The organism is Pseudomonas sp. 58(2021) (assembly GCF_017491585.1).
GTDB classification, from domain to species: domain Bacteria; phylum Pseudomonadota; class Gammaproteobacteria; order Pseudomonadales; family Pseudomonadaceae; genus Aquipseudomonas; species Aquipseudomonas fluorescens_BT.
This window is the reverse complement of sequence record NZ_JAFGYZ010000024.1, coordinates 54,260-75,621: the sequence shown is the minus strand read 5'-3', so window position 1 is coordinate 75,621 and position 21,362 is coordinate 54,260. Positions and strand designations below refer to the sequence as shown.

The 21,362-nt window shown below is 60.8% G+C and carries 22 protein-coding genes and 1 riboswitch; of the genes, 9 read left to right on the top strand and 13 right to left on the bottom strand.

The window, feature by feature from the left end:
* Nucleotides 1–7: 7 nt before the first annotated feature.
* The 3 genes from J5M72_RS23935 to J5M72_RS23925 form a co-directional block, all read right to left on the bottom strand.
* Entirely contained in the window at nt 8–1,897 is a 1,890-nt protein-coding gene (locus J5M72_RS23935) for a DUF1302 domain-containing protein (RefSeq protein WP_169431873.1), read from the bottom strand.
* A 319-nt stretch (nt 1,898–2,216) separates the two neighbouring features.
* The gene (locus tag J5M72_RS23930) at nt 2,217–3,899 is read right to left on the bottom strand and encodes a fatty acid--CoA ligase (RefSeq protein WP_207867280.1); all 1,683 of its coding nucleotides are present in this window, start codon (nt 3,897–3,899) and stop codon (nt 2,217–2,219) included.
* Between the two features lie 147 nt (nt 3,900–4,046).
* Nucleotides 4,047–5,231 carry an MFS transporter gene (locus J5M72_RS23925; protein ID WP_207867278.1) on the bottom strand — a complete coding sequence of 395 codons (1,185 nt, stop codon included), beginning with the start codon at nt 5,229–5,231 and terminating at the stop codon, nt 4,047–4,049.
* 98 nt (nt 5,232–5,329) lie between these two features.
* Here J5M72_RS23925 and J5M72_RS23920 point away from each other — a divergent pair, with 98 nt between their 5' ends.
* Nucleotides 5,330–6,103 (top strand): helix-turn-helix transcriptional regulator, encoded by a 774-nt coding sequence (locus J5M72_RS23920; RefSeq protein WP_207867294.1) that lies wholly within the window; start codon nt 5,330–5,332, stop codon nt 6,101–6,103.
* On the opposite strand, the gene J5M72_RS23915 is transcribed toward J5M72_RS23920, so the two are convergent.
* Nucleotides 6,087–6,716, bottom strand: coding sequence for a LysE family transporter (locus J5M72_RS23915; protein ID WP_169431876.1), 630 nt, complete (start codon nt 6,714–6,716; stop codon nt 6,087–6,089). The genes J5M72_RS23920 and J5M72_RS23915 overlap by 17 nt on opposite strands.
* 179 nt (nt 6,717–6,895) lie before the next feature.
* Here J5M72_RS23915 and J5M72_RS23910 point away from each other — a divergent pair, with 179 nt between their 5' ends.
* The 3 genes from J5M72_RS23910 to J5M72_RS23900 all read left to right on the top strand — a co-directional run bounded on the left by J5M72_RS23910 (nt 6,896) and on the right by J5M72_RS23900 (nt 9,729).
* Entirely contained in the window at nt 6,896–7,861 is a 966-nt protein-coding gene (locus tag J5M72_RS23910; RefSeq protein WP_207867276.1) for a 2-hydroxyacid dehydrogenase, read from the top strand.
* Between the two features lie 33 nt (nt 7,862–7,894).
* A complete protein-coding gene (locus tag J5M72_RS23905) occupies nt 7,895–8,893 on the top strand; it encodes a class I SAM-dependent methyltransferase (RefSeq protein ID WP_207867274.1) in 999 nt (332 codons plus the stop codon).
* Between the two features lie 40 nt (nt 8,894–8,933).
* Nucleotides 8,934–9,056, top strand: a riboswitch (yybP-ykoY riboswitch).
* 88 nt (nt 9,057–9,144) lie between these two features.
* A complete protein-coding gene (locus J5M72_RS23900; RefSeq protein ID WP_096822781.1) occupies nt 9,145–9,729 on the top strand; it encodes a TMEM165/GDT1 family protein in 585 nt (194 codons plus the stop codon).
* Nucleotides 9,730–9,774: 45 nt separating this feature from the next.
* Here the strand turns inward: J5M72_RS23900 and J5M72_RS23895 are convergent, their stop codons facing one another.
* Nucleotides 9,775–10,593 carry a M48 family metallopeptidase gene (locus J5M72_RS23895; protein ID WP_169431880.1) on the bottom strand — a complete coding sequence of 273 codons (819 nt, stop codon included), beginning with the start codon at nt 10,591–10,593 and terminating at the stop codon, nt 9,775–9,777.
* Nucleotides 10,594–10,857: 264 nt separating this feature from the next.
* Between J5M72_RS23895 and J5M72_RS23890 the strand changes: the two genes are divergently transcribed.
* Nucleotides 10,858–12,999, top strand: a complete 2,142-nt coding sequence (locus tag J5M72_RS23890) for a methyl-accepting chemotaxis protein (protein ID WP_207867272.1) — start codon at nt 10,858–10,860, stop codon at nt 12,997–12,999.
* 201 nt (nt 13,000–13,200) lie between these two features.
* Here the strand turns inward: J5M72_RS23890 and J5M72_RS23885 are convergent, their stop codons facing one another.
* The 3 genes from J5M72_RS23885 to J5M72_RS23875 are packed head-to-tail and all read right to left on the bottom strand — an operon-like array spanning nt 13,201 to nt 14,313.
* Complete coding sequence (locus J5M72_RS23885) at nt 13,201–13,824, bottom strand: SOS response-associated peptidase (protein ID WP_207867271.1); 624 nt, start codon at nt 13,822–13,824, stop codon at nt 13,201–13,203.
* Between the two features lie 36 nt (nt 13,825–13,860).
* Nucleotides 13,861–14,121: a DUF2007 domain-containing protein gene (locus J5M72_RS23880; protein ID WP_085709319.1), complete on the bottom strand. Its 261-nt coding sequence runs from the start codon at nt 14,119–14,121 to the stop codon at nt 13,861–13,863.
* 9 nt (nt 14,122–14,130) lie between these two features.
* Nucleotides 14,131–14,313, bottom strand: a complete 183-nt coding sequence (locus tag J5M72_RS23875) for a CPXCG motif-containing cysteine-rich protein (RefSeq protein WP_096797159.1) — start codon at nt 14,311–14,313, stop codon at nt 14,131–14,133.
* Between the two features lie 139 nt (nt 14,314–14,452).
* On the opposite strand from J5M72_RS23875, the gene J5M72_RS23870 reads away from it, so the two are divergent.
* On the top strand, nt 14,453–15,619 hold the full coding sequence (locus J5M72_RS23870) for a 1-acyl-sn-glycerol-3-phosphate acyltransferase (protein ID WP_169431884.1): 1,167 nt from the start codon (nt 14,453–14,455) through the stop codon (nt 15,617–15,619).
* Between the two features lie 49 nt (nt 15,620–15,668).
* On the opposite strand, the gene J5M72_RS23865 is transcribed toward J5M72_RS23870, so the two are convergent.
* Entirely contained in the window at nt 15,669–15,947 is a 279-nt protein-coding gene (locus J5M72_RS23865; protein ID WP_169431885.1) for a hypothetical protein, read from the bottom strand.
* Nucleotides 15,948–16,140: 193 nt separating this feature from the next.
* Between J5M72_RS23865 and J5M72_RS23860 the strand changes: the two genes are divergently transcribed.
* Nucleotides 16,141–16,347 carry a hypothetical protein gene (locus tag J5M72_RS23860; protein WP_039766399.1) on the top strand — a complete coding sequence of 69 codons (207 nt, stop codon included), beginning with the start codon at nt 16,141–16,143 and terminating at the stop codon, nt 16,345–16,347.
* 56 nt (nt 16,348–16,403) lie between these two features.
* Here J5M72_RS23860 and J5M72_RS23855 read toward each other — a convergent pair whose 3' ends face one another.
* Nucleotides 16,404–16,988, bottom strand: coding sequence for a YajG family lipoprotein (locus J5M72_RS23855; protein WP_169431886.1), 585 nt, complete (start codon nt 16,986–16,988; stop codon nt 16,404–16,406).
* Nucleotides 16,989–17,177: 189 nt separating this feature from the next.
* Between J5M72_RS23855 and J5M72_RS23850 the strand changes: the two genes are divergently transcribed.
* On the top strand, nt 17,178–17,411 hold the full coding sequence (locus J5M72_RS23850; RefSeq protein ID WP_039766297.1) for a hypothetical protein: 234 nt from the start codon (nt 17,178–17,180) through the stop codon (nt 17,409–17,411).
* A gap of 736 nt (nt 17,412–18,147) precedes the next feature.
* Nucleotides 18,148–19,656, top strand: a complete 1,509-nt coding sequence (mqo, locus tag J5M72_RS23845; RefSeq protein ID WP_207867270.1) for a malate dehydrogenase (quinone) — start codon at nt 18,148–18,150, stop codon at nt 19,654–19,656.
* A 75-nt stretch (nt 19,657–19,731) separates the two neighbouring features.
* On the opposite strand, the gene J5M72_RS23840 is transcribed toward mqo, so the two are convergent.
* The 3 genes from J5M72_RS23840 to J5M72_RS23830 all read right to left on the bottom strand — a co-directional run bounded on the left by J5M72_RS23840 (nt 19,732) and on the right by J5M72_RS23830 (nt 21,302).
* Nucleotides 19,732–20,019 carry a PA4642 family protein gene (locus J5M72_RS23840; protein WP_169431888.1) on the bottom strand — a complete coding sequence of 96 codons (288 nt, stop codon included), beginning with the start codon at nt 20,017–20,019 and terminating at the stop codon, nt 19,732–19,734.
* A gap of 63 nt (nt 20,020–20,082) precedes the next feature.
* Nucleotides 20,083–20,562, bottom strand: coding sequence for a hypothetical protein (locus J5M72_RS23835; RefSeq protein WP_207867269.1), 480 nt, complete (start codon nt 20,560–20,562; stop codon nt 20,083–20,085).
* A 182-nt stretch (nt 20,563–20,744) separates the two neighbouring features.
* Nucleotides 20,745–21,302, bottom strand: a complete 558-nt coding sequence (locus J5M72_RS23830; protein WP_085709312.1) for a hypoxanthine-guanine phosphoribosyltransferase — start codon at nt 21,300–21,302, stop codon at nt 20,745–20,747.
* Nucleotides 21,303–21,362: the final 60 nt, after the last annotated feature.

Genomic DNA, 21,362 nt, shown 5'->3' with positions numbered 1-21,362 from the left:
ACTGTACTTAGAAGTTCACGCCAACACTGAGGGCAACGAAGTCGCGATCATCCACCGTGCTGTATTCGCCACCAAAGAAGTTGGTGTAGGCCAGGCTTGCGGTGTAGGTGTTCTGGTATTCGGCATCCAGCCCGAGGCTGATGGCCTTGCGGCCTTCCTCGAAGTTGCCGCCAGGGCCCGGGGAGTAACCCTTGACGTCGTGAGACCAGGCCACGTTCGGCTTCAGGTTCACGCCGGCGAACACGTCGCTGTAATCCCAGATGGCACGAGCGCGATAGCCCCAGGACGTGGCGGTGGTGAACCCGTTGTTGTCGCAATTGCTGGAGCGGTTGCTGGTCGAAGCGCCAGGACCGGCACCGTTGATGGTCGAGGTGTTGAGGATCTGCGAGCAGGTGTTCAGACCGCCAGTGGACGGCAGTTCACCCGGACCGAAGACCGGATCGCGGCCGTAGCGGGCCTCGGATTTGCTTTCCAGCCCGCCGACGTGGGTCACACCGACTTCACCCACCAGGGTCAGGCGGTTGGCGCCCATGACCTGATCGAAGAAGTGCGTCAGGGTGGTCTGCAGCTGAGTGATTTCCTTGCGGTTGTAACCGTGCAGGTCCTGGCCCGGAACGCCATTGAGGATCGACGCGTTGGTCAGTGCACCGCCCAATGGACGCACACCGGCGAACAGGATATCCGTGGAGTTCAGTTGCACCGGTGCGTTCGGTCGGTAGCTGATCTCACCGCTCCACGCCGTACCGGTAGGCAGGGTGGTGGAGAAACTCAGACCGTACAGACGAATGTCCTCTGGATATTCGATGAAATACTCGGAGTTACCCGCCACCACCAGAGGGCCCAATGCCTGGAACGGGCCCGGGAGCGCCTTGACGCCGTTATAGATCGACTGTGGCGCGCCGGTTGCGCTGAAAATCGGCGCACGGCTGTGGTAGTTCATGAAATAGGCACCGAACTCGGTGGCCAGCGGATCGAACATGTACTTGGCCGAAACACCCCACTGCCCGCTGTCCCGAGCGTTGCGGTTCGGCGAACGGCGCACCAGCACGCCTTCTTCGTTGACGTCGACATTGGCGGCCGCCAGCGGGCCGAGGGCAACGCCCGGAATGGTCGAGCGCTTGTTCAGCACGCGCAGGTTGTCGTCGCAGCCGGTGGTGACGATGTCAGGCTGGGAGAAGAACGTGCCGCAGTTGTCGGTCACGGTCTTCTGCCAGTCGATCTGATAGAAACCTTCGGCGGACAGGTTTTCGGTGATGCTCTGGGACACGTAGAACATGTTGACCGGAATCAGGCCTTCCTTGATCTCGGCCCCCGGACGGCGGAACGCGGAAACGTCAATCGGGTTGATCGAGTTGATGCCGCCACCGATGAAGGTACTTTCGCCCCAGTTCACCACCTGCTTGCCCAGACGCACCGAGCCCGGCTCATCGGCAATGGCGTAGTTGTGGTAGATGAAGGCGTCAAGGATCTGCCCGCCCGAAGATCGTGCTGCCACGTCGCGGTTATGGTTGCTGACGTCCTTGTATTCCAGGTCCTGGTTCTGCAACGCGAAGTCGTACCAGTATTTGCCCCGGACGAAGACACCGGTATCGCCATATTTCAATTCGAGGTCATGGATGCCCTTGAAGATCTTCGAGAACGCTTGCCCGCTCTTGAAGTTCAAGTGACCGTCGTCAGAGGTCTGGGACAGGCCCCTGCCGCCGTTGTTGACACCAATAAGGTCCTTGTTCGGCTGCTGGGTCGAAATACTCATGCCCAGGGAGAGCGAGGAGTCGAACTGGCCTTCGATTTCACCGACGTTGAAACTGACGCCGAATGCGGGCCCGGCGAGCGTGGAGGCAAGACTGACCGCCAGAGGCAGTTTCGCCCGGCGCCAGAACTGGTTTACTGAGGTCATCGACGCTACTCCATGTGCATTATTGTTATGGCAGTGAGTACTTTTAAAAACGCCTGAAGGACCGGGCGCCAGAGGCCTCCCGAAATCGCTTCAATGTTGCATTGCCCCGTTCTTAAAAATCCTTGAGCGGACTATAGCCAGCAGGTGGTACTGCTTGATCCCTCTAAAGTGTGATTTGCAGCTGCCGGCCACTCTGGAACAGTCCTTTCGCCAGTCCGACACATGTCGGCACGGCAAGGATGGCTGAAAATTCGGATTTCACAAGCCAAGCGCTTGCTTGGTGGGTCTGGCGCGCCGTTTTCGGCGCGCCAGGGGACGTTCAGAGCGTCGAGAGAAAGGTGCTGTTGTTGGCCTGCCATTCGGTGATGTCGAGGCGGATGCGCTTCTTGTCGAGCTTGCCGACACTGGTCTTGGGAATTTCCGTAACAAGGGCGATCTGGCTTGGAATCGCCCACTTGCTCAGGTGCCCCAGTTCCACGAACGGCTTGAGGTGTTCCTTGAGCTCACGAGCCCCGATGGCATGCCCTTCGCGGATCACCAGCAAGGCAAACGGACGCTCGCCCCACTGCGGATCGGCGATGCCCACCACTGCTACTTCACGTACCGCCACGTGACGGCTGATCAGGTCTTCGAGGTCCAGCGAGGAGATCCACTCGCCGCCGGTCTTGATCACATCCTTGATCCGGTCGCGGATATCGATCACGCCCATGCTGTCGAGTGTCGCGACGTCGCCGGTGTGCAGCCAGCCGCCGGCCCACAGCTCGGCGCCCTTCTGCGGTTCGTTGAAGTAGCCTTCGGTCAGCCATGGCGCGCGCAGTACCAGTTCGCCCTGGGTCTCGCCGTCCGCCGGGAGGAAATGGCCCTCGGTGTCGACGATCGCCGCTTCGACCAATGGCCCCGGCACGCCGGCCTTGATCCGGTAGGTGGTGCGCTCGTCTTCGGTGCCCGCCATCAACTCGTCGTTCAGATGTGCGCACGACACCAATGGCCCGGTTTCCGACATGCCATAGGCTGCCGTGAGCTGAATGCCCCGGGCCTTGGCCGCTTCATACAGGGAGCGGTTCAGCGCACTGCCGCCGATGACGATTTTCCAGCCGCCGAAATCGGTGCCTTGCGCGCCCTTGGCGTTGAGCACCATTTGCAGGATGGTCGGCACGCAATGGGAGAACGTGACCTTCTCCTTGCGCCACAGCTCGACCAGGAATTCCGGGTCGTAACGCCCCGGATAAACCTGCTTGAGCCCGAGCATGGTCGCTACATACGGAAGGCCCCAGGCATGCACGTGGAACATCGGGGTGATCGGCATATACACATCGTTGGTGCCCAGCAGGCGCACGCTGTCGATGGCGCCCATGATGGTCGACACGCCCATGGTGTGCAGCACCAGTTGCCGATGGGTGAAATACACGCCTTTCGGATTGCCGGTGGTGCCCGTGGTGTAGAACGTGGTGGCGACCGAGTTCTCGTCGAAATCCTGGAAGTCGTACTGGGGACTGGCGGCCGCCAGCAGTTGCTCGTACTCGCCGACCAGATTCGGCAGATCCGCGGTTTTCTCCGGCAGATCGGTCAGCAGCAGGGTTTTCTCCACCGTGGTCAGGTGCGGCGCGATGGCCTGGTACAGCCCGACGAACTCGCTGTTGACGAGCACGAAACGGTCCTCGGCGTGGTTCATGGTGTAGAGGATCTGTTCCGGCGACAGGCGCACGTTGATGGTGTGGATCACCGCGCCGATCATCGGAATCGCAAACATGCACTCCAGGTAGCGATGGCTGTCCCAGTCCATCACCGCCACAGTGTCACCGGCCTTGACCCCGGCCGCCGTCAGTACGTTGGCCAGCCGCGCGACCCGCTCGATCAGGGTCAGGTAGCTGTAGCGCAGCTGGTCACGGTAGATGATCTCGCGGGTTTTCTCGTAACGGGCGCCTGACATCAGCAGCCGTTTAATCAGCAGTGGATACTGGTAGGCCCCTTCGGCGGGCGGAATAACGCGAGTCTGCAACATAAGAATCCCTTTTCTGACTGCACGGTGTTGGCGTTGGAGTTTTGTACTCTAGAACCCTTATACGCCAGCCAAATCAGCCAAAGGAATGATTTGCAGAGCCGTACAAATGCTAGCTTTGCGCCAGCATTTGCCGGTATTCGTCACCGCTCAGACCATTTGCCCTACAGACGCTTCGGAAGGCGTTCGTGGGAAAACCACCGCCGCGAGGAAAGTCAAAGCGCCAAAACCGGCCAGAATCAGGTAAAGCCCCACAAACCCATGGCGCGGTTCGACATAGGCAATCAGCGGAATCGCCGTCGCACTGGCACCGAACGATAAACAGTAACGCAGGGCAAATACCCGTGACTGCCATTGCGGCGCGACGAAATTGGCGACCATCGAATCGTTCACCGTCACCTGACCGAACACCACAAACATGAATGCCGCCCCAACGGCGATCACCGCCCAGCCATCGACATAAGCCAGCGCGAACAGTAACGGCGCCTGGCACAACGTCAGCGCGATAAACGGCCATTTCAGGCTGACGCGGTGCAACACCCGACCGATGCTCAACTGCGCAATCGCACCGAAGGCGTAAGCCAGGCTCACCACCACACCGAGGGTCTGCGGCGAGGCGAACAGGTCATGCAAGCGCTCCTGAAACAGTTTTGGATAGGTCATGGTGGTGGCGTTGAACACCACCCCGCCGGTGGCCGTGGCCAAGGCCAGCACGCCGAACACCATGGCCATCGAAATCCGCTGGCCGCCGGCGCCCTTGAGCGCGGTGTGCGGACGCTTGGGGATCGGCTCCTCGCGCACCTGCAAGGCAAAACCGATCCCCAGCACGATGGCCACGGCACCCGGAATCAGGAACGCCGAACGCCAGCCGAACTGCGCCACCAGCAGACCGGTGATCAGCGCCGAGAACGCCACGCCAAGATTGCCCCACATGCCGTTGATGCCGATTTCGCGGCCACGATTTTGCGCATAGGCCACCAGCATCGCCGTGCCGACCGGGTGATAGATCGCAGCAAAAATGCCGATCAGGGTCAGGCCGATTACCAGCATCGTCGGGCTGTTACTTAAGCCGGTAACGATCGCCGAACCACCGATGCCGAAGAAAAACACCAGCATCATCCGTCGCCGGCTCCAGTGATCGCCGAGCCAGCCGGCCGGTAGCGAACAGGCGCCGAACGCGATGAAACCGCCCAGCGACAGGCCGATCAGCGCGGCGTAGTCGAGGGCGAAGGCCTGGGTCATGCCGAGCACGGCGGCGGGGAAAATCAGCATGAACATGTGATCGATCACATGGGCTGCGTTGATGTAGCGGATGACATTTCTGGATTGATTCATCGCGGCACGCTTTTCTTTTTATGAACAGGAAGGGTGTGAGCGCCTATGCTAAGTTGGCAAAAAAGCGCATTCCTGCCATTCAAGTCAGCGAACCGGACATGTTGATCAGCCATTTCGAACACGGCCCGGTGAGCGCCTACCCCCGGGATTACCTGGACGGCGCGCACCAGCCATTGCACCTGCATCGCGAGGCGCAGTTGCTGTATGCGGTGAGCGGGGTCATGCGGGTGGTCACGGCACAAGGTGCTTGGGTGATTCCACCGACCCGCGCTGTGTGGATCCCACCGCAGATCGGCCACGAGATCTTCATGTCCGGCGATGTGCAGATGCGTTCATTGTTCATCGCCCCCGAGCTGTCGCCCGCCAGCCTGCAACATTGTTGCGTGCTGGCCGTGACGCCGTTGCTGCGCGAACTGATCCTGCGCGCAGTGCAGGGCCCGCCCCACGCCGACAACCCGCTGATCCAGCAATTGATGCTGGAGGAACTGGCCGGCCTCGAAAACCTGCCGCTGCACATTCCCATGCCCAGCGACCGGCGCCTGCAAAACATTTGCCTGGCGCTGCTGCGCGAGCCTGATCATCCCAACACCCTGGAAGACTGGGCGCAGCATGTCGGCGCCAGCTCACGCACGTTGGCGCGGCTGTTCCAGCAACAACTGAAGATGAATTTCAATGCCTGGCGCCAGCAATTGCGCCTGATGGAAGCCCTGCCCCGCCTGCTCGCCGGGGACAGCGTGCAGAGCGTGGCGCGGGATCTGGGTTACGGCAGCGCGCGGGCGTTCAGCGCAATGTTTCGCCGTTTGCTCGGGGACAATCCCCGGGAGTACCTCAACGCCCTGAATCAGCTCAGTTCGATCAATGCATCTCGGTGAACGCGAGTTTCACGCCGATGGCGATCAGCACGGCGCCCATGGTGCGGTCGAACCAGTGGCCCATGCGGGCGAAACCGGCGCGCACGCGCTGCTGGCTGAACAGCATTGCCACCAGGCAGAACCAGGTTGCGGTCGCGACGGCCAGATAAATCCCGTAGCCGGCCTGCACCGCCAGTGGCGTATGCGGGTTGATCACCACGGTGAACAGCGACAGGAAAAACAGCGTGGCTTTCGGGTTCAGACCATTGGTCACGAAGCCTGAAGTGAAGGCGCCACGGGCGGTGCGTTCGCCGGCCTCTTTGTGCAGGTCGTCAGTCACGGTCTTGGCGGGTTGCGCGCGCAGGGCCTTGTAGCCGATGTACAGCAGGTAAGCGGCGGCGGCCCATTTCAAAGCGTTGAACAGCACGATCGATTGGGAAACGATCAGGCCGATGCCCAGCAGCGAATAACCGACGTGCAGGAAAATCGCCGTGCCCACACCCAGCGCGGTCCAGGTCCCGGCGCGCCGACCGTGGGTCACGCTTTCGCGCACCACCACGGCGAAATCAGGACCGGGGCTGGCGACGGCCAACAGGTGGATCAGGGCAACGGTCAAGAATTCGGTCCAGTACATGGGGGCTCCTCTGAAGTCATTACATTCCTGTGGGAGCGAGCCTGCTCGCGAAAGGGGAGTGTCAGCCGCCTCACTATTGCCTGACACGACGCCTCGCGAGCAGGCTCGCTCCCACAGGTGTTTCATCTGGTAGGCTCGGCAGATTACGCCTTCCCTTCAAAGCACAACAGGTACAGTTGATGACGAACGCCCACCGCGCCGTATTCCTCGATCACCCGTCGCTGGATCTTGGCGATCTCGATCTGAGTCCTTTGCGTGAATGCTTCAGCGATCTGCAACTGTTCGCCCAGACGTTGCCTGCGCAGATTGCCGAACGCCTGCAAGGGGCGACCGTGGCGATCAGCAACAAGGTCCTGATCGACGCCGCCGCCATGGCCGCCAACCCACAGCTGAAGCTGATCCTGATCACCGCCACCGGCACCAACAACGTCGATCTGGCCGCCGCCCGCGCCCATGGCATCACCGTGTGCAACTGCCAGGGTTACGGCACGCCATCGGTGGCGCAACACACGATCATGCTGCTGCTCAACCTCGCCACGCGGCTGGCCGATTATCAAAAAGCCGTCGGTGAGGGACGCTGGCAGCAGGCGAAACAGTTCTGTCTGCTGGATTATCCGATCGTTGAGCTGGAGGGCAAAACCCTCGGCCTGCTCGGGCATGGCGAACTGGGCGGCGCAGTTGCGCGTCTGGCCGAAGCCTTTGGCATGTGTGTGTTGCTGGGGCAGATTCCGGGGCGCCCGGCCCGTCCGGATCGCTTGCCATTGGAAGAGCTGCTGCCGCAGATCGACGCCCTCACCCTGCACTGCCCGCTCAATGAACACACCCGCCACTTCATCGGTGCCCGCGAGCTGGCGTCGATGAAACCGGGTGCTTTCGTGGTCAACACCGCCCGTGGCGGGCTGATTGACGAACAAGCCCTGGCCGATGCACTGCGCAATGGTCATCTGGGTGGCGCGGCGACCGATGTATTGAGCGTCGAACCGCCAACCCAGGGCAATCCGCTGCTGGCCGCCGACATCCCGCGCCTGCTCGTCACCCCGCACAACGCCTGGGGCAGCCGCGAAGCGCGGCAGCGAATCGTCGGCCAACTGGTGGAAAACACCCAGGCGTTCTACAGCGGTAAGGCGCTGCGGGTCGTCAGTTGATAAACTGCGGCACTTTTTTTCACAGGAGCAGTTATGGATCCGCGCAGTGAAGTACTGCTTCGTCAGGTCGAGTTATTCCAGGGCTCGCTGTTGTTGGCCGGTCTGCCGGCCGATGACTTGCTCGGGCGCCTGCCCGACGCCTTCGGCTGGTGCTGGCATGCGGGTGACCAGGCGGCGCTCGACGCGCGCTTCGAAGGTCGCAGCCATTTCGGCGTGAATGTGCCGGAGCGCGCATTCGACAGCGCCGTGGTGTTCCTGCCCAAGTCCAAGGATTTGACCGACTACGTCCTCAATGCCGTGGCTTCACGTCTGGCCGGGCGTGAGGTGTTTCTGGTCGGGGAAAAGCGCAGCGGCATCGAAGGCGCGTCCAAGCAACTCAACCCGTTCGGCAAGCCGCGCAAACTCGACAGCGCACGCCATTGCCAACTGTGGCAAGTGACGGTGGCCAACGCCCCTGAAGCCAAATCCCTGGAAAGCCTGGCCCAGACTTATGAGCTGCCACTGGCCGAGGGACCGCTGAAAGTCATCAGCCTGCCGGGCGTCTTCAGCCATGGCCGATTGGATCGCGGCAGTGCCTTGCTGCTGGAACACCTGGACAAACTGCCGAGCGGTCATTTGCTGGATTTCGGTTGCGGTGCCGGGGTGCTCGGTGCGGCGGTCAAGCGTCGTTACCCGCACAATCAGGTCACGTTGCTCGACGTTGATGCCTTCGCTGCCGCCAGCAGCCGGTTGACCCTGGCGGCCAATGGTCTGGAAGCCGAGGTGCTGACCGGTGACGGTATCGATGCCGCGCCGATGGGCCTGAATGCGATTCTGAGCAACCCGCCGTTCCATGTCGGCGTTCACACCGACTATTTCGCGACCGAGAACTTGCTGCGAAAAGCAGCGAAACATCTGAAAAACGGCGGCGAACTGCGGCTGGTGGCGAACAGCTTCCTGAAGTATCAACCGCTGATCGAAGAACATCTTGGCGTGTGTGCGATCAAGGCTGAAGGCAATGGTTTCCGGATTTACCGGGCCAAGCGCGGCTGAAAATTAGCACTTGCCGAATGGATTCTGCCTAGGCAGAATCCGCTCCGTCCTAGGGGAGTAGTCTCCCACGAGCGCCATGCTCGTCCGGCATACGTCAACATACTTGATCCTCAGATCATGGCGTATGCGACCCAAGCGTCCGCAGCAGACGGATCGCAGGGTTTGACAAGACCTATGACACGCACACCTTACCCGGGGCGGGAAGGCTGTACGTGTCATAGCCGTGTCGACCCGCCCCTTAGGAAATCCTGATGCTGGACTCGTTACTCGTTCCCACCGCAATCGTTGCCCTGGCCGAAATCGGCGACAAGACGCAACTGCTCGCGCTGATTCTCGCCGCTCGCTTTCGCAAACCCTGGCCGATCATTGCCGGCATCGTCGCTGCGACCCTGGCCAACCATGCGGCAGCCGGTGCGGTAGGCGCCTGGTTCGGCAGTTTCTTCTCCGATGCTGTCCTGCACTGGATTCTCGCCGCAAGCTTCACCGCCACCGCCCTGTGGACGCTGGTGCCGGACAAGATGGACGACGACGAAGCCAGCACCGCCCGCAAGTTCGGGCCGTTCCTGACCACCCTGATCGCCTTCTTCCTCGCGGAAATCGGTGACAAGACCCAGATCGCCACCGTGATGCTGGCTGCGCAATACCCGGAACTGTGGCTGGTGATCATCGGCACCACGCTCGGCATGTTGATTGCCAATGTACCGGTGGTTCTGGCGGGTAACTTTGCCGCAGACAAATTGCCATTGACCCTGATCCGTCGCCTCGCGGCTTCGGCGTTCATGATTCTGGCAATCGTCGCGGTGTACAAGGCGATGCAGAGCAGCGGCTGGGTCTGATCCGGCAGACCGCTCCCATACTCAGTGTGGGAGCGGTCATTTGTTTCAGGACTTGGGCGCTTTTTCGTAGAGCGGCATGACCTTCGGAATCGCCGCCTGCAAGGCAGCCGTGCGACTGCTGGAGGACGGGTGAGTGCTCATGAACTCCGGCGGTGCACCTTCGGACGCCTTGCTCATCTTGTTCCACAGGGTGATCGCGGCGTTCGGGTTGTAGCCGGCGCGGGCAGCCAATTCCAGGCCGATCAGGTCGGCTTCGTTCTCATTGGCGCGGCTGTTGGGCAGTGTCATGCCGTAGTTGGCCACGGTATCGGCCAGCGCCAGGCTGTCCTGACCCAGACCGAGCAACGCGCCGGCGCCCTGCTTGGCCATTTCGATGCCATAGGCCTTGGACATCGCTTCACGACCGTGCTCGCGCAGGGCGTGGGCGATTTCATGGCCCATGACCGCAGCGATTTCATCGTCGGTCAGTTTCAGGCTGTCGATCAGCCCGGTGTAGAAAATGATCTTGCCGCCAGGACCACAGTTGGCGTTGAGTTCGTCACTCTTGATCAGGTTCACTTCCCACTGCCATTGCGCCGCATCCGGACGGAAGTTCGGCGCCTGGGCGATCAAGCGGTTGGCAATCGCCTGAACCCGCTTGGCTTCGTTGCTGGTCTTGTCCAGCACACCTTTGCTGGACGCCTCGCCAACGGTCTTCTGATAGGACTGGGCATACATCTGGTCGACCTCTTGCGAGGACAGCATGCTGAACATGTACTGCTTGCGCTCCACGCCCACGGCACCGCCGCTGGTGGTGTTGACCGACTGACAACCGGCCAGCAACAGCGCTGCGCTCAGTGCACTTACAACCAATGTCTTGTTCATTCAAAAGCTCCCTGAAAACCTGCCGCGTATCCTAGGCGGGTAATTGTATCGACGCCAGATACAACGGACGTGTTGCACCTGTTTTCAGAAGACGCCCGCCAGTCCTGCAGGAAAAAATTCACATTCTTCGGCAAGCCTGCTGCAGCAGCGTCGCACACTGATCCATTTGCGACATCCGGCCCTGATTGCATGCGTTTTGCCTCATGGCGCAATAGTGGCTGCCGATACAGCAGCGGCAGACGTCCTCTCGCGTGCGGAGCTCCCATGAAGTTCAAGTCGATCCAGTTTTCCGTGGCCGCCCTGGCCGGCGCCATCGTGCTCAGCGTAGTCGCTGCGCTGGTGCTGTATGCGCTGTTCTCCGGTGCCCGCACCCAGGAAATGGTCCAGCAACGGACTCAGGCCCAGTTCGAGCAAGTCATCGAACAGCGCCTGACCTCGCTGGCGCAGACCCAGGTCAGCCAGATCCAGCGCGAACTCGAAGCACCACTGCTGATTGCTGGCGGACTGGTGCGCGTCAACGCCCTGCTCGGCACACCGGGCACCGACGGCCAGCCTCGACTGACCGTCAGCCGCGAGCAGCTGATCAGCCTGATCAAGGAAAACGTCGAGAAGAACCCGAAGATTCTCGGCACTTACATCGGCTGGGAAAAAAATGCGCTGGATCACAATGACGCGGCCTATGTCGGCACCCAGGTTGTCGGCATCGACCCTGGCAACGGGCGCTTCCTGCCGTGGTGGTTTCGCAATGACGACGGCACCCTGGGCCTGGACAAACTGGTGGACGTTGACGACCAGAAAGTCCTGTCCACCGGCGTGCGCGCCAGCGAGTACTACCTGTGCTCGAAAGAAACCAGGAAATCCTGTGTGATCGATCCGGCCCCGTACAAGGTCGGAGACAAGATCGTCATGCTCGCCTCCTTCATTGAACCGATCATGCTCAACGGCACCTTCCAGGGCATCGTCGGCGCCGACCTGTCGGTGAACTTCATCCAGGAAATGCTGCTGGGCGCAAACCAGAAGCTCTACAGCGGCGCCGGGCAAATGGCCCTGATCGGCAGCAACGGCCGGATCGTCGCCTACACCCAGGACCCGAGCAAATTCGGCGAGAAGGTCAGCGACATTCTCGACGCCCAACAGATTGCCAACATGGCCAATCTCAAGCGCGGCGAAGTGACTTACACCATCAATAAAGAGCAAGGCCGGATCGAGTTGTACCTGCCCTTCGGCATCGGTCAGACCGACGCGCGCTGGACACTGATGCTGCAACTGCCACTGAACGCGGTGATGGCCGATCTGCAAAAGCTGCAAGGCGACCTCGACGCCCAGCGCAAATCCGACACTTTCGGCATGGCCATGGTCGGCCTGATCATTGCCGGCCTCGGCTTGCTGGTGATCTGGCTGGTGGGCCACGGCATCGCCCGTCCGCTGAAGCAAATGGTCACCATGCTCGACGACATTGCCCAGGGCGAGGGCGACCTGACCCGTCGCCTGACCAGTGATCGCAACGACGAACTCGGCTCCATCGCCAAAGGCTTCAATACCTTCCTCGCGAAATTGCAGGGGATGATCACGCAGGTGGTAGCGTCGGTACAGAGCGTCAGCGATTCCTCGGAGCACACCGCGGACATCGCGATCCGGACCAATATCGGCATTCAGAAACAGATGGCCGAGATCGATCAGGTGGCCACCGCCGTGCAGGAAATGACCGCCACCGCCCAGGACGTCGCGCGCAACGCGACCCAGGCGGCACAAGCCGCCAGCCATGCCGATCAGGCGGCCAGTCAGGGCATGCAGATCGTGCGTGACACCTCCAACTCGATTGGCGTGCTGGCCGTGGAAATCGGCAAGGCCGTGGACGTGGTGCAGACGCTGGCCAAGGACAGCGAGAACATCAACGCGATCCTCATCGCCATTCGCGGGATCGCCGAGCAGACCAACCTGCTGGCCCTCAACGCCGCCATCGAAGCAGCACGTGCCGGTGAACAGGGTCGCGGGTTTGCCGTGGTGGCCGACGAGGTGCGCAACCTGGCGCAGAAGACCCAGAAAGCCACCGAAGAAATCCAGAGCATGATCCAGCAACTGCAGCAGGGCACCCGGGATGTGGTGCGGGTCATGGAAGACAGCCAGAACCGCACCGACGAAAGCGTGCAGCACGCGGCCAAGGCCGCCGAAGCGCTGGAGACCATCACCCAGGCGGTGTCGGTGATCAACGACATGAACACCCAGATCGCCAGCGCCGCCGAAGAACAGAGCGCAGTGGCCGACGACATCAACCGCAACGTGATCAATATCGGTCAGGTGGCGAACGAGGTGGCCGGTGGTGCGGATGAATCGAGTTCGGCCAGTGCGGACCTGACCAAACTGGCGGAGCAGCAGCGGCGGTTGATCAATCAGTTCAAGGTTTAAGAGCCACCCCCTCACCCCAGCCCTCTCCCGGAGGGAGAGGGAGCCGACCGAGCTGTCTTCCGTCATACATCGACCTGGTAAATAGTGTCGATTATGGATTCAGCAAAAAACTTTCAAGTCGGTGTATTTCTGCAATATATCTCGGTCAGTCCCCTCTCCCTCCGGGAGAGGGTTAGGGTGAGGGGGGCTCTTGATCTGCTGCTAGGCCGGAGTCAGACACTCCGGCCCGTTGAGCTTCGGATCATTGACCAGGTTCGCCAGCACCCGCTCGCGCAAGGCGGCGGGTTCGCTGGCGAGCAGGCCTTGCAGGACGTGCAGCGGCGTTTCCGGATCGAGCCATGCCGCCTGCCCCGCCTCGTCGAGAATCAACGGCCGGCGCTGACTGGCCGCCGACTGAGTGATCACCGCCGTGCTCAGCCACACCTGTTCCTGCACCGGATACGCCTCCCAGATCGCCGCAAAAAACAGCGAAGAACCTTCCCCCGGCGTCAGCCAGTACGGGTGCTTGCGCACATTTCCGCGCCATTCGTAAAACCCGTTGGCCGGCAGCAGGCAACGGCGCAGGCGCAGGGCTTCGCGGAACATTGGCTGTTCGGCAACGGTTTCGGCCCGGGCATGGGCCGGGGTACGCGACAGATCAGTCAGCCACGGCGGCGTCAGGCCCCAGCGGGCACGGGCCAGGGTGCGCTGGCCATCAGGTTCGGCGCGCAGCATCAACACCGAATCGTTGGGAGAAATGTTCCACTGCGCCTGCTGATCAGCGGGAAAACCTGGCAGCGCCGCGAAGTCGCGGTTCCAGCGAAACAGGGCATAACGTCCACACATGGGGCAGCACGACTCAAGAATAAAACGAACGTCAGCCTAACAGACCAGCGTACCGGGGAAGCTCTCCGGTTCATCGCCGGGCAGCGGCAGCGCGGCATTGTACGCGCTGATCAGCTCGCGGGCGTATTCGGCCTGATCGTTCTCGACCGAAAGCCCCAGCAGGCCGAAGATCGGCAACTCGCCCGTGCCGCCTAGCAGATCACGCCCCACCAGATGCGCCTCGATGCCTTCGCTGGCGAGCATGCCCTTGAGCATTTCGCCTTCCATCAGGTTTTCCGGCTCGTAGATTCGCTGCATGGGCGCACCTCACTCGTTTTCGCTGAAGACTTCCAGAAACCAATCCTCTCCATGGACCTGCAGTACGAACGTAATGGGTCGGCAACACACCTGACAGTCTTCGATATAGGTCTGATCGCCCGCCGACAGATCCACGGTCGTCTCGACTTCCTCCCCACAGTACGGACATTCATACAGTGCGCTTTCCAGCATCGCGGTCTCCCGGGTGACTTGTGCGTATAATCGCCGGTCTATTTGCAGGGCTATTTTTGTCTGGCTACTTTTTCAGACCGTGCCCCGTTGGTTTTCGATCCAAACCTTTACTTACCCTAGCCGTTTCCAACAAGAGAGCATGATGGGCGAATTCGATGCCATCCGACCTTACGACGACAGCGAAGTACCTGCGGTACTGGCAAGACTGCTCGGCGACAAGGCGTTTCTAGATATCCTCACCCACTTCCGCTTCCCGCGTTTCGCCGGTGCCTTCGGCTGGATGCTCAAACCACTTATAGCCCATCGGCTGCGTCGTGAGTTCGCCGACGTGACCTCCGTGGCCACTTTGCAGGACAAGGTCGAGTTCTACGTCGACCACACCATCGAGCGCGCCACCGATGGCGTGACCTACACCGGTGTCGAGCAATTCAAGTCCGGCAGCGCCTATCTGTTCATCGCCAACCACCGCGACATCGTGATGGACCCGGCCTTCGTCAACTACGCCGTGTACCACGCCGGCCTGCCGACCCCGCGCATTGCGATTGGCGACAACCTGCTGCAAAAGCCGTTCGTCAGCGACCTGATGCGTTTGAACAAGAGCTTTATCGTTCACCGTTCGATCACCGGACGCCGCGAGAAGATGGCCGCCTATCAACTGCTGTCGGCCTACATCAACCATTCGATCCGCAACGATTGCGCCTCGATCTGGATCGCCCAGGCCGAAGGCCGGGCCAAGGACGGCGACGACCGTACCGAGTCGGCGATTCTCAAGATGTTCCACATGAGCCGCAAGGACGAGCCGTTCGGCGAGGTCATCCAGTCGCTGAACCTGACGCCGGTGTCGATCAGCTACGAATACGACCCGTGCGACCAGGCCAAGGCCCGCGAACTGTACATCCGCGCCACCACTGGCACCTACAGCAAGGCGCCGGGCGAGGATGACGTGAGCATCGCCAAGGGCATCACCGGCTACAAGGGCCGGGTGCACGTGAACTTCGCCGCGCCGATCACCGAACTGTTCGAGGACACCAAGCAATTGGCGGTCGAGATGGACAAGCAGATTCTCGGCGGCTACCGGTTGTTCCCGGTGCATTACCTGGCGTACGCGCAGTGGGCCGATGCCGATCCGCAATTGAACGTGCCAAAGGCTGCCGACGTGTTCGGCGCCGAGGAACTGGCCAAGGCCCAGAAGGAATGGCAAAGCCGTCTGGACGCCTGCCCAGAGGAGCACCGCCCGTATCTGGTGCTGCAATATGCGACGCCGGTGCGCAATCAGTACCGGGTCAAGGCTGGTTTGCCGCTGTAAGCGGTTTCGGCCGGATACAAGAACGGCGCCTTCGGGCGCCGTTCTTCGTTCAGTAGCGGGTGCTGATCCAGGAAATCAGCAACGCCAGCCCCAGACAGGCAAAACCGAAACGATAGAAAAACCGGTTCATGCGCAGGGTTGCCCAGTCCAGCACCGGCTCTTGATCGGGCTGACTCTGACGCTGGGCCGCGATGCTGGCCATCGCCCGTTGTTCACGCCGACGGGTCGCGTGTAGCAGCCAACTGCCCGGGAAGGCCAGCAGCAGGGCCAGCAGGTTGATCAGTTTGGCGGGATGGGCGGTAAACAGCGTCATCAAGTGCAGCGACATCACAGACCTCAATCTAGACCGGTATGGCGAACGCCAGACCGACGACCGCGGCGCGGATTCTACCGAAACCCTCCCCGACTGCCCTACCCTTTGCGACAAATAACGCATCAATCGACCGATGGCTGTCCTGTGTCACGGCATCGTCATTTTTTTCAGCCACCCTGCGCGCCTCGAAACGTAAACGGAATGCGACATGCTTCACGCTGAAAACCAGGATCGCCTGTATCTCATCTCCCCTTCCGACGAACAACAGACCCTCGTCGGCAGCCTGGCCTTCAATGTTCAGGACCGTCACTGGCTGGTGTATTGCGCCCTCGGCGGGCACCAGCATGCGGACTTGCCCGAGACCGACCTGCTGACCGGCGTCAGCGTCCTCGACTTTTATTCGCAAGCTGCCTGAACGAAAAAGCCCGGAACCATCACTGGCCCCGGGCTTTTTCACATCAGGCGACTGCCTTATTCAGCGAGGATCTGACCCACGGTCGGATCCTTGAACAGACGGGTCAGCGCATCGCTCAGCACATCGCTGACCAGTTTGGTGTTGGTTTCCTGGTTCGGTGCCATGCCGAAACGCTGGTCCAGCGAGGCACCGTAACGACCACTGTAACGACGGTTGGCGTTCTGCACGTCGGAGCGGAAGGTCGCGCCGATGGTGGCCTCGGTCACGTACATGCCTTCTTTCGGCGACTGGTATTTCAGTTCAGTCAGGGTCACGGTCAGTTGCGGTGCATTCATCGCGCCGTTGGACGGGGTGAAGCCCAGCAGACGCACGGCCGCTTCGGCCTGGGCCTGCAACTTCGGCAGGATCTGCTCGCGCTGCACGGTGATGGCGCTGGTTTCCGGGTACAGGCCGCCACGGGTGCCGAGGGTTGGCGACGGACGACCGTCCACTACGCGGACCACGACGGGCTGGCCATGGCCGACCGGTGCCAGCTGAGTGGTCAGCTTCGGTTCCGGGCTCAGTTGTTGCGGGCTGTGGGCGCAGCCAACCAGGGTCAAACTGGTCACAGTGATCAAACCGAACAACAGGCGTTGCAACATGCTCTTCTCTCCAGAATCAGGCACAGACAGGCCCGCAGTATAGCGGTGGGCCACTGCGGGTCACCAGCACTGAAATCTCTGACAAACCCCGGTGCACGCGGTTCCTGTCACAGATTATTCACCGCCCATACACGTTCGCGTCACGGCCTTCTGACAATCTTCCTCACAGACCCCAAAAGGAGCACTGCCATGCGCTATCTGATCTCGTTGTTCGCACCACGTCCGCTGCACCGCAGCTTCGCCCTGCTTGACCGCAACGGCCATTGCCAGGCTTTCAAGCAATGCAGCCTGCAGCCAATGGGTGACGGCTGGGTCGAAATCGAGGAAATCCGTCTCAACTGGTTGCACCAACCCCTGCCGGCCAGCGCCCGGGTCGAACAGCAGCGCCCTCGCGCACGCGCTCAGGCGATGTTGAGCATCTGACCGGATGCCTAATAAAAGTCATTAAACTCGACCAACTCCCCGCATTTCTTCGATACAATCTCCCCCCGATTATAAGGACGTCTCCTGATCGGGCCCCGCAACAGCGTCAATGCGCTTGCATTGGCATCCAAATCGCCCACAGAGAGCCGCCCACACAGATCGAGTGAAGCTGGCGTGCTTGCTGTTTCCCTGGCAAATCCCCGCTTTTCGCGAATCTGCAGAGCTGTCATGACGCTCGGTCACTGAGTTGTTTGCCCGTTTTGCCTGCCCATGTATCGCGTGGCGGCAAACCCTCCGGGCACGGTGCCAGGCCCGGACAGCCCTTTTTGAGGTTCACGTCTTCAAAAGAGCGTGAAAAAAACGGGTTTTCACAACTTCACAAGAGTGTGGCGAGCAAATGAATAGTTTTGCGTCTGAACATGCACCATTAGCGTCTGAAACAGCCCAACGACACAGGAACGGGTACGCCTCGAATACCGGAGCCTGAAGCCTGTCCGCTACGGATTTGGTTGCACAAACGGATGTCTCGACCATAAGTCGAATTGCCAGCCCCGCGCCGAAATGAGTTCATGTGACTCTAGAAGCCAGGCCGCACGCATCCGTCGAAGTTGCGAAAAATTGCGAAGATTCGGACATGGCAAACCTGGCCATGGGTACCTGGGGCGCCACTGACCTGCCCCGGACACCTGGCAGCCATGCCGACAATTTGGTGCTGCAGATTTTGGAGACGCGTTAAATGGCGCATAACGAAGCAGTCGACGTAGTTCTGGTTGGGGCCGGCATCATGAGTGCCACCCTTGCAGTGCTGCTCAAGGAACTCGACCCGGCGATCAAGCTGGAAGTCGTCGAACTGATGGATTCCGGTGCCGCGGAAAGTTCCAACCCGTGGAACAACGCCGGTACCGGCCACGCCGGCCTCTGCGAGCTGAACTACACGCCGCAGGCTGCCGACGGCACTGTCGACATCAAGAAAGCCGTGCACATCAACACCCAGTTCGAGGTGTCGAAGCAGTTCTGGTCGTACCTGACCAAAAAAGGCACGTTCGGCTCGTGCAAATCCTTCATCAGCCCGGTGCCGCACCTGAGCTACGTCGAAGGCGAAAAAGGCGTTTCGTTCCTCAAGGAACGCTTCAACGTGCTGCACAAGCACCACGCCTTCGCCGACATGGAATACACCGAAGACAAGGCGAAGATGGCCGAGTGGATGCCGCTGATGATGCCGGGTCGTCCAAAAGACCAGGTGCTCGCCGCCACCCGCGTGATCAACGGCACCGACGTCAACTTCGGCGCCCTGACCAATCAGCTGCTCAAGCACCTGACCAGCGCCCCGGATGCCCAGGTCAAGTACTGCAAGCGTGTGACCGGCCTCAAGCGTAACGCCAACGGCTGGACTGTCAGTATCAAGGACGTCAACAGCGGCAGCAGCCGTGAAGTCGACGCCAAGTTCGTGTTCCTCGGCGCCGGTGGCGCGGCCCTGCCGCTGCTGCAAGCCTCGGGCATCGAAGAAAGCAAAGGCTTCGGCGGCTTCCCGATCAGCGGCCAGTGGCTGCGTTGCGACAACCCGGAAGTGGTCAAGCATCACCAGGCCAAGGTTTACAGCCAGGCCGCCGTGGGTTCGCCACCGATGTCCGTGCCGCACCTGGACACCCGCGTGGTCGACGGCAAGAAATCCCTGCTGTTCGGGCCTTACGCCGGTTTCACCACCAAGTTCCTCAAGCACGGCTCCTTCATGGACCTGCCGATGTCGGTTCGCGCCGGCAACATCGGCCCGATGCTGGCCGTGGCCAAGAACAACATGGACCTGACCAAGTACTTGGTCAGTGAAGTGATGCAGTCGATGGAGCAGCGTCTGGAATCCCTGCGCCGTTTCTACCCGCTGGCGAAAGCCGAAGACTGGCGCCTGGAAGTGGCCGGCCAACGGGTGCAGATCATCAAGAAAGACCCGAAGAAAGGCGGCATCCTGCAGTTCGGTACCGAACTGGTGGCGGCGAAGGACGGCTCCCTCGCCGCCCTGCTCGGCGCCTCGCCAGGTGCTTCGGTGACCGTTTCGATCATGCTGGAACTGATCGAGAAATGCTTCCCGGCCAAGGCCAAGGGTGAGTGGGCTGCCAAACTGGCGGAAATCTTCCCGGCCCGTGAAAAAGTCCTGGAAACCGACGCTGTGCTGTATCGCAAGATCAACACGCAGAACAACGTCGCGCTGGAACTGGTCGAAGCCAGTAACGAGACCGAAAGCTACGCCTGATTCGGCTCCATGAAAAACGCCCCGCACTCGATGAGTGCGGGGCGTTTTTTTATGCCTCGGAAAACTGCGCAGGTATCAGCCGCGCGCTTTCTCGATCAGCTCGATGTATTCCTGTGCGTTGCGTTGATCGCGGATCTGGTCGACGAAAGTCTTGCCGTGCTCGTCCTTGCCGTCCACGTCATAACCGGCTGCAACGAAGAACGTCAGGAAACGCTCGAAATCGTCGATGCGCAGGCCGCGGTAGGCCTTGACCAGTTTGTGCAGCGACGGCGAAGTGGCGTCGACGGGCTCAAAATCGAGAAACAGCTTGATCTGCTCATCGCCGATCTCGTCACCAATCACTTGTTTCTTATCTTTACGCATTGCCGACTCCAGCTCGCAGACATTTCACGGGGCGGGCAGTTTACCCTTGCCCGGGCACGGGGCTCAACGCGCACGCGTGCTGCCGGTGTGCAGATCGGCCCAGATGTGGCCGTTGGCGTAGCTGAGGAATTGCACGTACACGGTGTCATTGCGCAGCAGATCGATGATTACCCGGTATTGAGCCAGCGGATAGAACAGGGTCAGGGTCTTGCGCTGGTCGTCGTATACCGGTTTTTTCAGGCTTTTGCTTTCGCCATCGAAGCTGACCAGCACCTGATTGATCGTCGCGCCCTTGTTCAGAGGCTTGCCCTTGAGGCGGATCATCAATGGCGAGGTGACCGGAATCGGCTGCTGATTGGACTGACGCTGGGCACCGACCACCACCGAATAGTCGAGGACCTGCAACAGTTGTTGCTGCTCGGGTTCGGCATCGCGCAGGCTCAGGTCGTCGGGTGGCAGGAACTGACTGTGCATCGGCGCGGCGACCAGGGGCAGGCTGAGGGTCAGCAACAGGGCGGCGCAGCTGCGGATCAAGAGGCTCATGACAGGCTCCGGGGGGCGGGGCCGAGCACTCTAGCATGGGTATCGCGGATGGATCAGCACACACAAAACAACTGTGGGAGCGTGGCTTGCCCGCGATAGCGTCGGCATATCCGACATCAATGTGTCAGACAGTCCGCCATCGCGGGCAAGCCCGCTCCCACAGGGATCGGGGTTACCCGGAATTACATGCCTTTGACGGCGAAGATCCCGTTGGCGTTGCGCCAGTAGCCTTTGTAGTCCATGCCGTAACCGAAGATGTAACGGTCGACGCACGGCAGACCGACGAAATCGGCTTTCAAGTCAGGACGGGCCTTGCGGTCGTGGTCCTTGTCGATCAGCACAGCGGTGTGTACGGCTCGGGCACCGGCGTGTTTGCAGAAGTCGATGATCGCGCCCAGGGTGTGACCTTCGTCGAGGATGTCGTCGATGATCAGCACGTCGCGATCGATGAACGAGACTTCCGGCTTGGCTTTCCAGAACAGGTCGCCGCCGCTGGTTTCGTTGCGATAGCGGGTAGCGTGCAGGTAGGACGCTTCCAGCGGGAACTGCAGATGGGTCAGCAGTTTGCCGGAAAAAATCAGCCCGCCGTTCATCACACAGAACACCACCGGGTTGCTCTCGGCCAGTTGTTCGTTGATTTGTGCACCGACGCGGGCAATGGCAGCCTCGACTTCAGCTTCGGTGTACAGGCAGTCAGCCTCTCGCATGATTTGACGGATATGCTCGAGATCAGCGGACATGGCGCTCTCCAAGGGGGGTCTGTTTCGGAAAAGCGGGCAAAGGTACGCATCCCGCACGGC

Excerpts from the sequence above, each read along its gene's own strand:
- J5M72_RS23935 (WP_169431873.1), bottom strand. The coding sequence starts at position 1,897 with ATGACCTCAGTAAACCAGTTCTGGCGCCGGGCGAAACTGCCTCTGGCG.
- J5M72_RS23930 (WP_207867280.1), bottom strand. The coding sequence starts at position 3,899 with ATGTTGCAGACTCGCGTTATTCCGCCCGCCGAAGGGGCCTACCAGTAT.
- J5M72_RS23925 (WP_207867278.1), bottom strand. The coding sequence starts at position 5,231 with ATGAATCAATCCAGAAATGTCATCCGCTACATCAACGCAGCCCATGTG.
- J5M72_RS23920 (WP_207867294.1), top strand. The coding sequence starts at position 5,330 with ATGTTGATCAGCCATTTCGAACACGGCCCGGTGAGCGCCTACCCCCGG.
- J5M72_RS23915 (WP_169431876.1), bottom strand. The coding sequence starts at position 6,716 with ATGTACTGGACCGAATTCTTGACCGTTGCCCTGATCCACCTGTTGGCC.
- J5M72_RS23910 (WP_207867276.1), top strand. The coding sequence starts at position 6,896 with ATGACGAACGCCCACCGCGCCGTATTCCTCGATCACCCGTCGCTGGAT.
- J5M72_RS23905 (WP_207867274.1), top strand. The coding sequence starts at position 7,895 with ATGGATCCGCGCAGTGAAGTACTGCTTCGTCAGGTCGAGTTATTCCAG.
- J5M72_RS23900 (WP_096822781.1), top strand. The coding sequence starts at position 9,145 with ATGCTGGACTCGTTACTCGTTCCCACCGCAATCGTTGCCCTGGCCGAA.
- J5M72_RS23895 (WP_169431880.1), bottom strand. The coding sequence starts at position 10,593 with ATGAACAAGACATTGGTTGTAAGTGCACTGAGCGCAGCGCTGTTGCTG.
- J5M72_RS23890 (WP_207867272.1), top strand. The coding sequence starts at position 10,858 with ATGAAGTTCAAGTCGATCCAGTTTTCCGTGGCCGCCCTGGCCGGCGCC.
- J5M72_RS23885 (WP_207867271.1), bottom strand. The coding sequence starts at position 13,824 with ATGTGTGGACGTTATGCCCTGTTTCGCTGGAACCGCGACTTCGCGGCG.
- J5M72_RS23880 (WP_085709319.1), bottom strand. The coding sequence starts at position 14,121 with ATGCAGCGAATCTACGAGCCGGAAAACCTGATGGAAGGCGAAATGCTC.
- J5M72_RS23875 (WP_096797159.1), bottom strand. The coding sequence starts at position 14,313 with ATGCTGGAAAGCGCACTGTATGAATGTCCGTACTGTGGGGAGGAAGTC.
- J5M72_RS23870 (WP_169431884.1), top strand. The coding sequence starts at position 14,453 with ATGATGGGCGAATTCGATGCCATCCGACCTTACGACGACAGCGAAGTA.
- J5M72_RS23865 (WP_169431885.1), bottom strand. The coding sequence starts at position 15,947 with ATGTCGCTGCACTTGATGACGCTGTTTACCGCCCATCCCGCCAAACTG.
- J5M72_RS23860 (WP_039766399.1), top strand. The coding sequence starts at position 16,141 with ATGCTTCACGCTGAAAACCAGGATCGCCTGTATCTCATCTCCCCTTCC.
- J5M72_RS23855 (WP_169431886.1), bottom strand. The coding sequence starts at position 16,988 with ATGTTGCAACGCCTGTTGTTCGGTTTGATCACTGTGACCAGTTTGACC.
- J5M72_RS23850 (WP_039766297.1), top strand. The coding sequence starts at position 17,178 with ATGCGCTATCTGATCTCGTTGTTCGCACCACGTCCGCTGCACCGCAGC.
- mqo (WP_207867270.1), top strand. The coding sequence starts at position 18,148 with ATGGCGCATAACGAAGCAGTCGACGTAGTTCTGGTTGGGGCCGGCATC.
- J5M72_RS23840 (WP_169431888.1), bottom strand. The coding sequence starts at position 20,019 with ATGCGTAAAGATAAGAAACAAGTGATTGGTGACGAGATCGGCGATGAG.
- J5M72_RS23835 (WP_207867269.1), bottom strand. The coding sequence starts at position 20,562 with ATGAGCCTCTTGATCCGCAGCTGCGCCGCCCTGTTGCTGACCCTCAGC.
- J5M72_RS23830 (WP_085709312.1), bottom strand. The coding sequence starts at position 21,302 with ATGTCCGCTGATCTCGAGCATATCCGTCAAATCATGCGAGAGGCTGAC.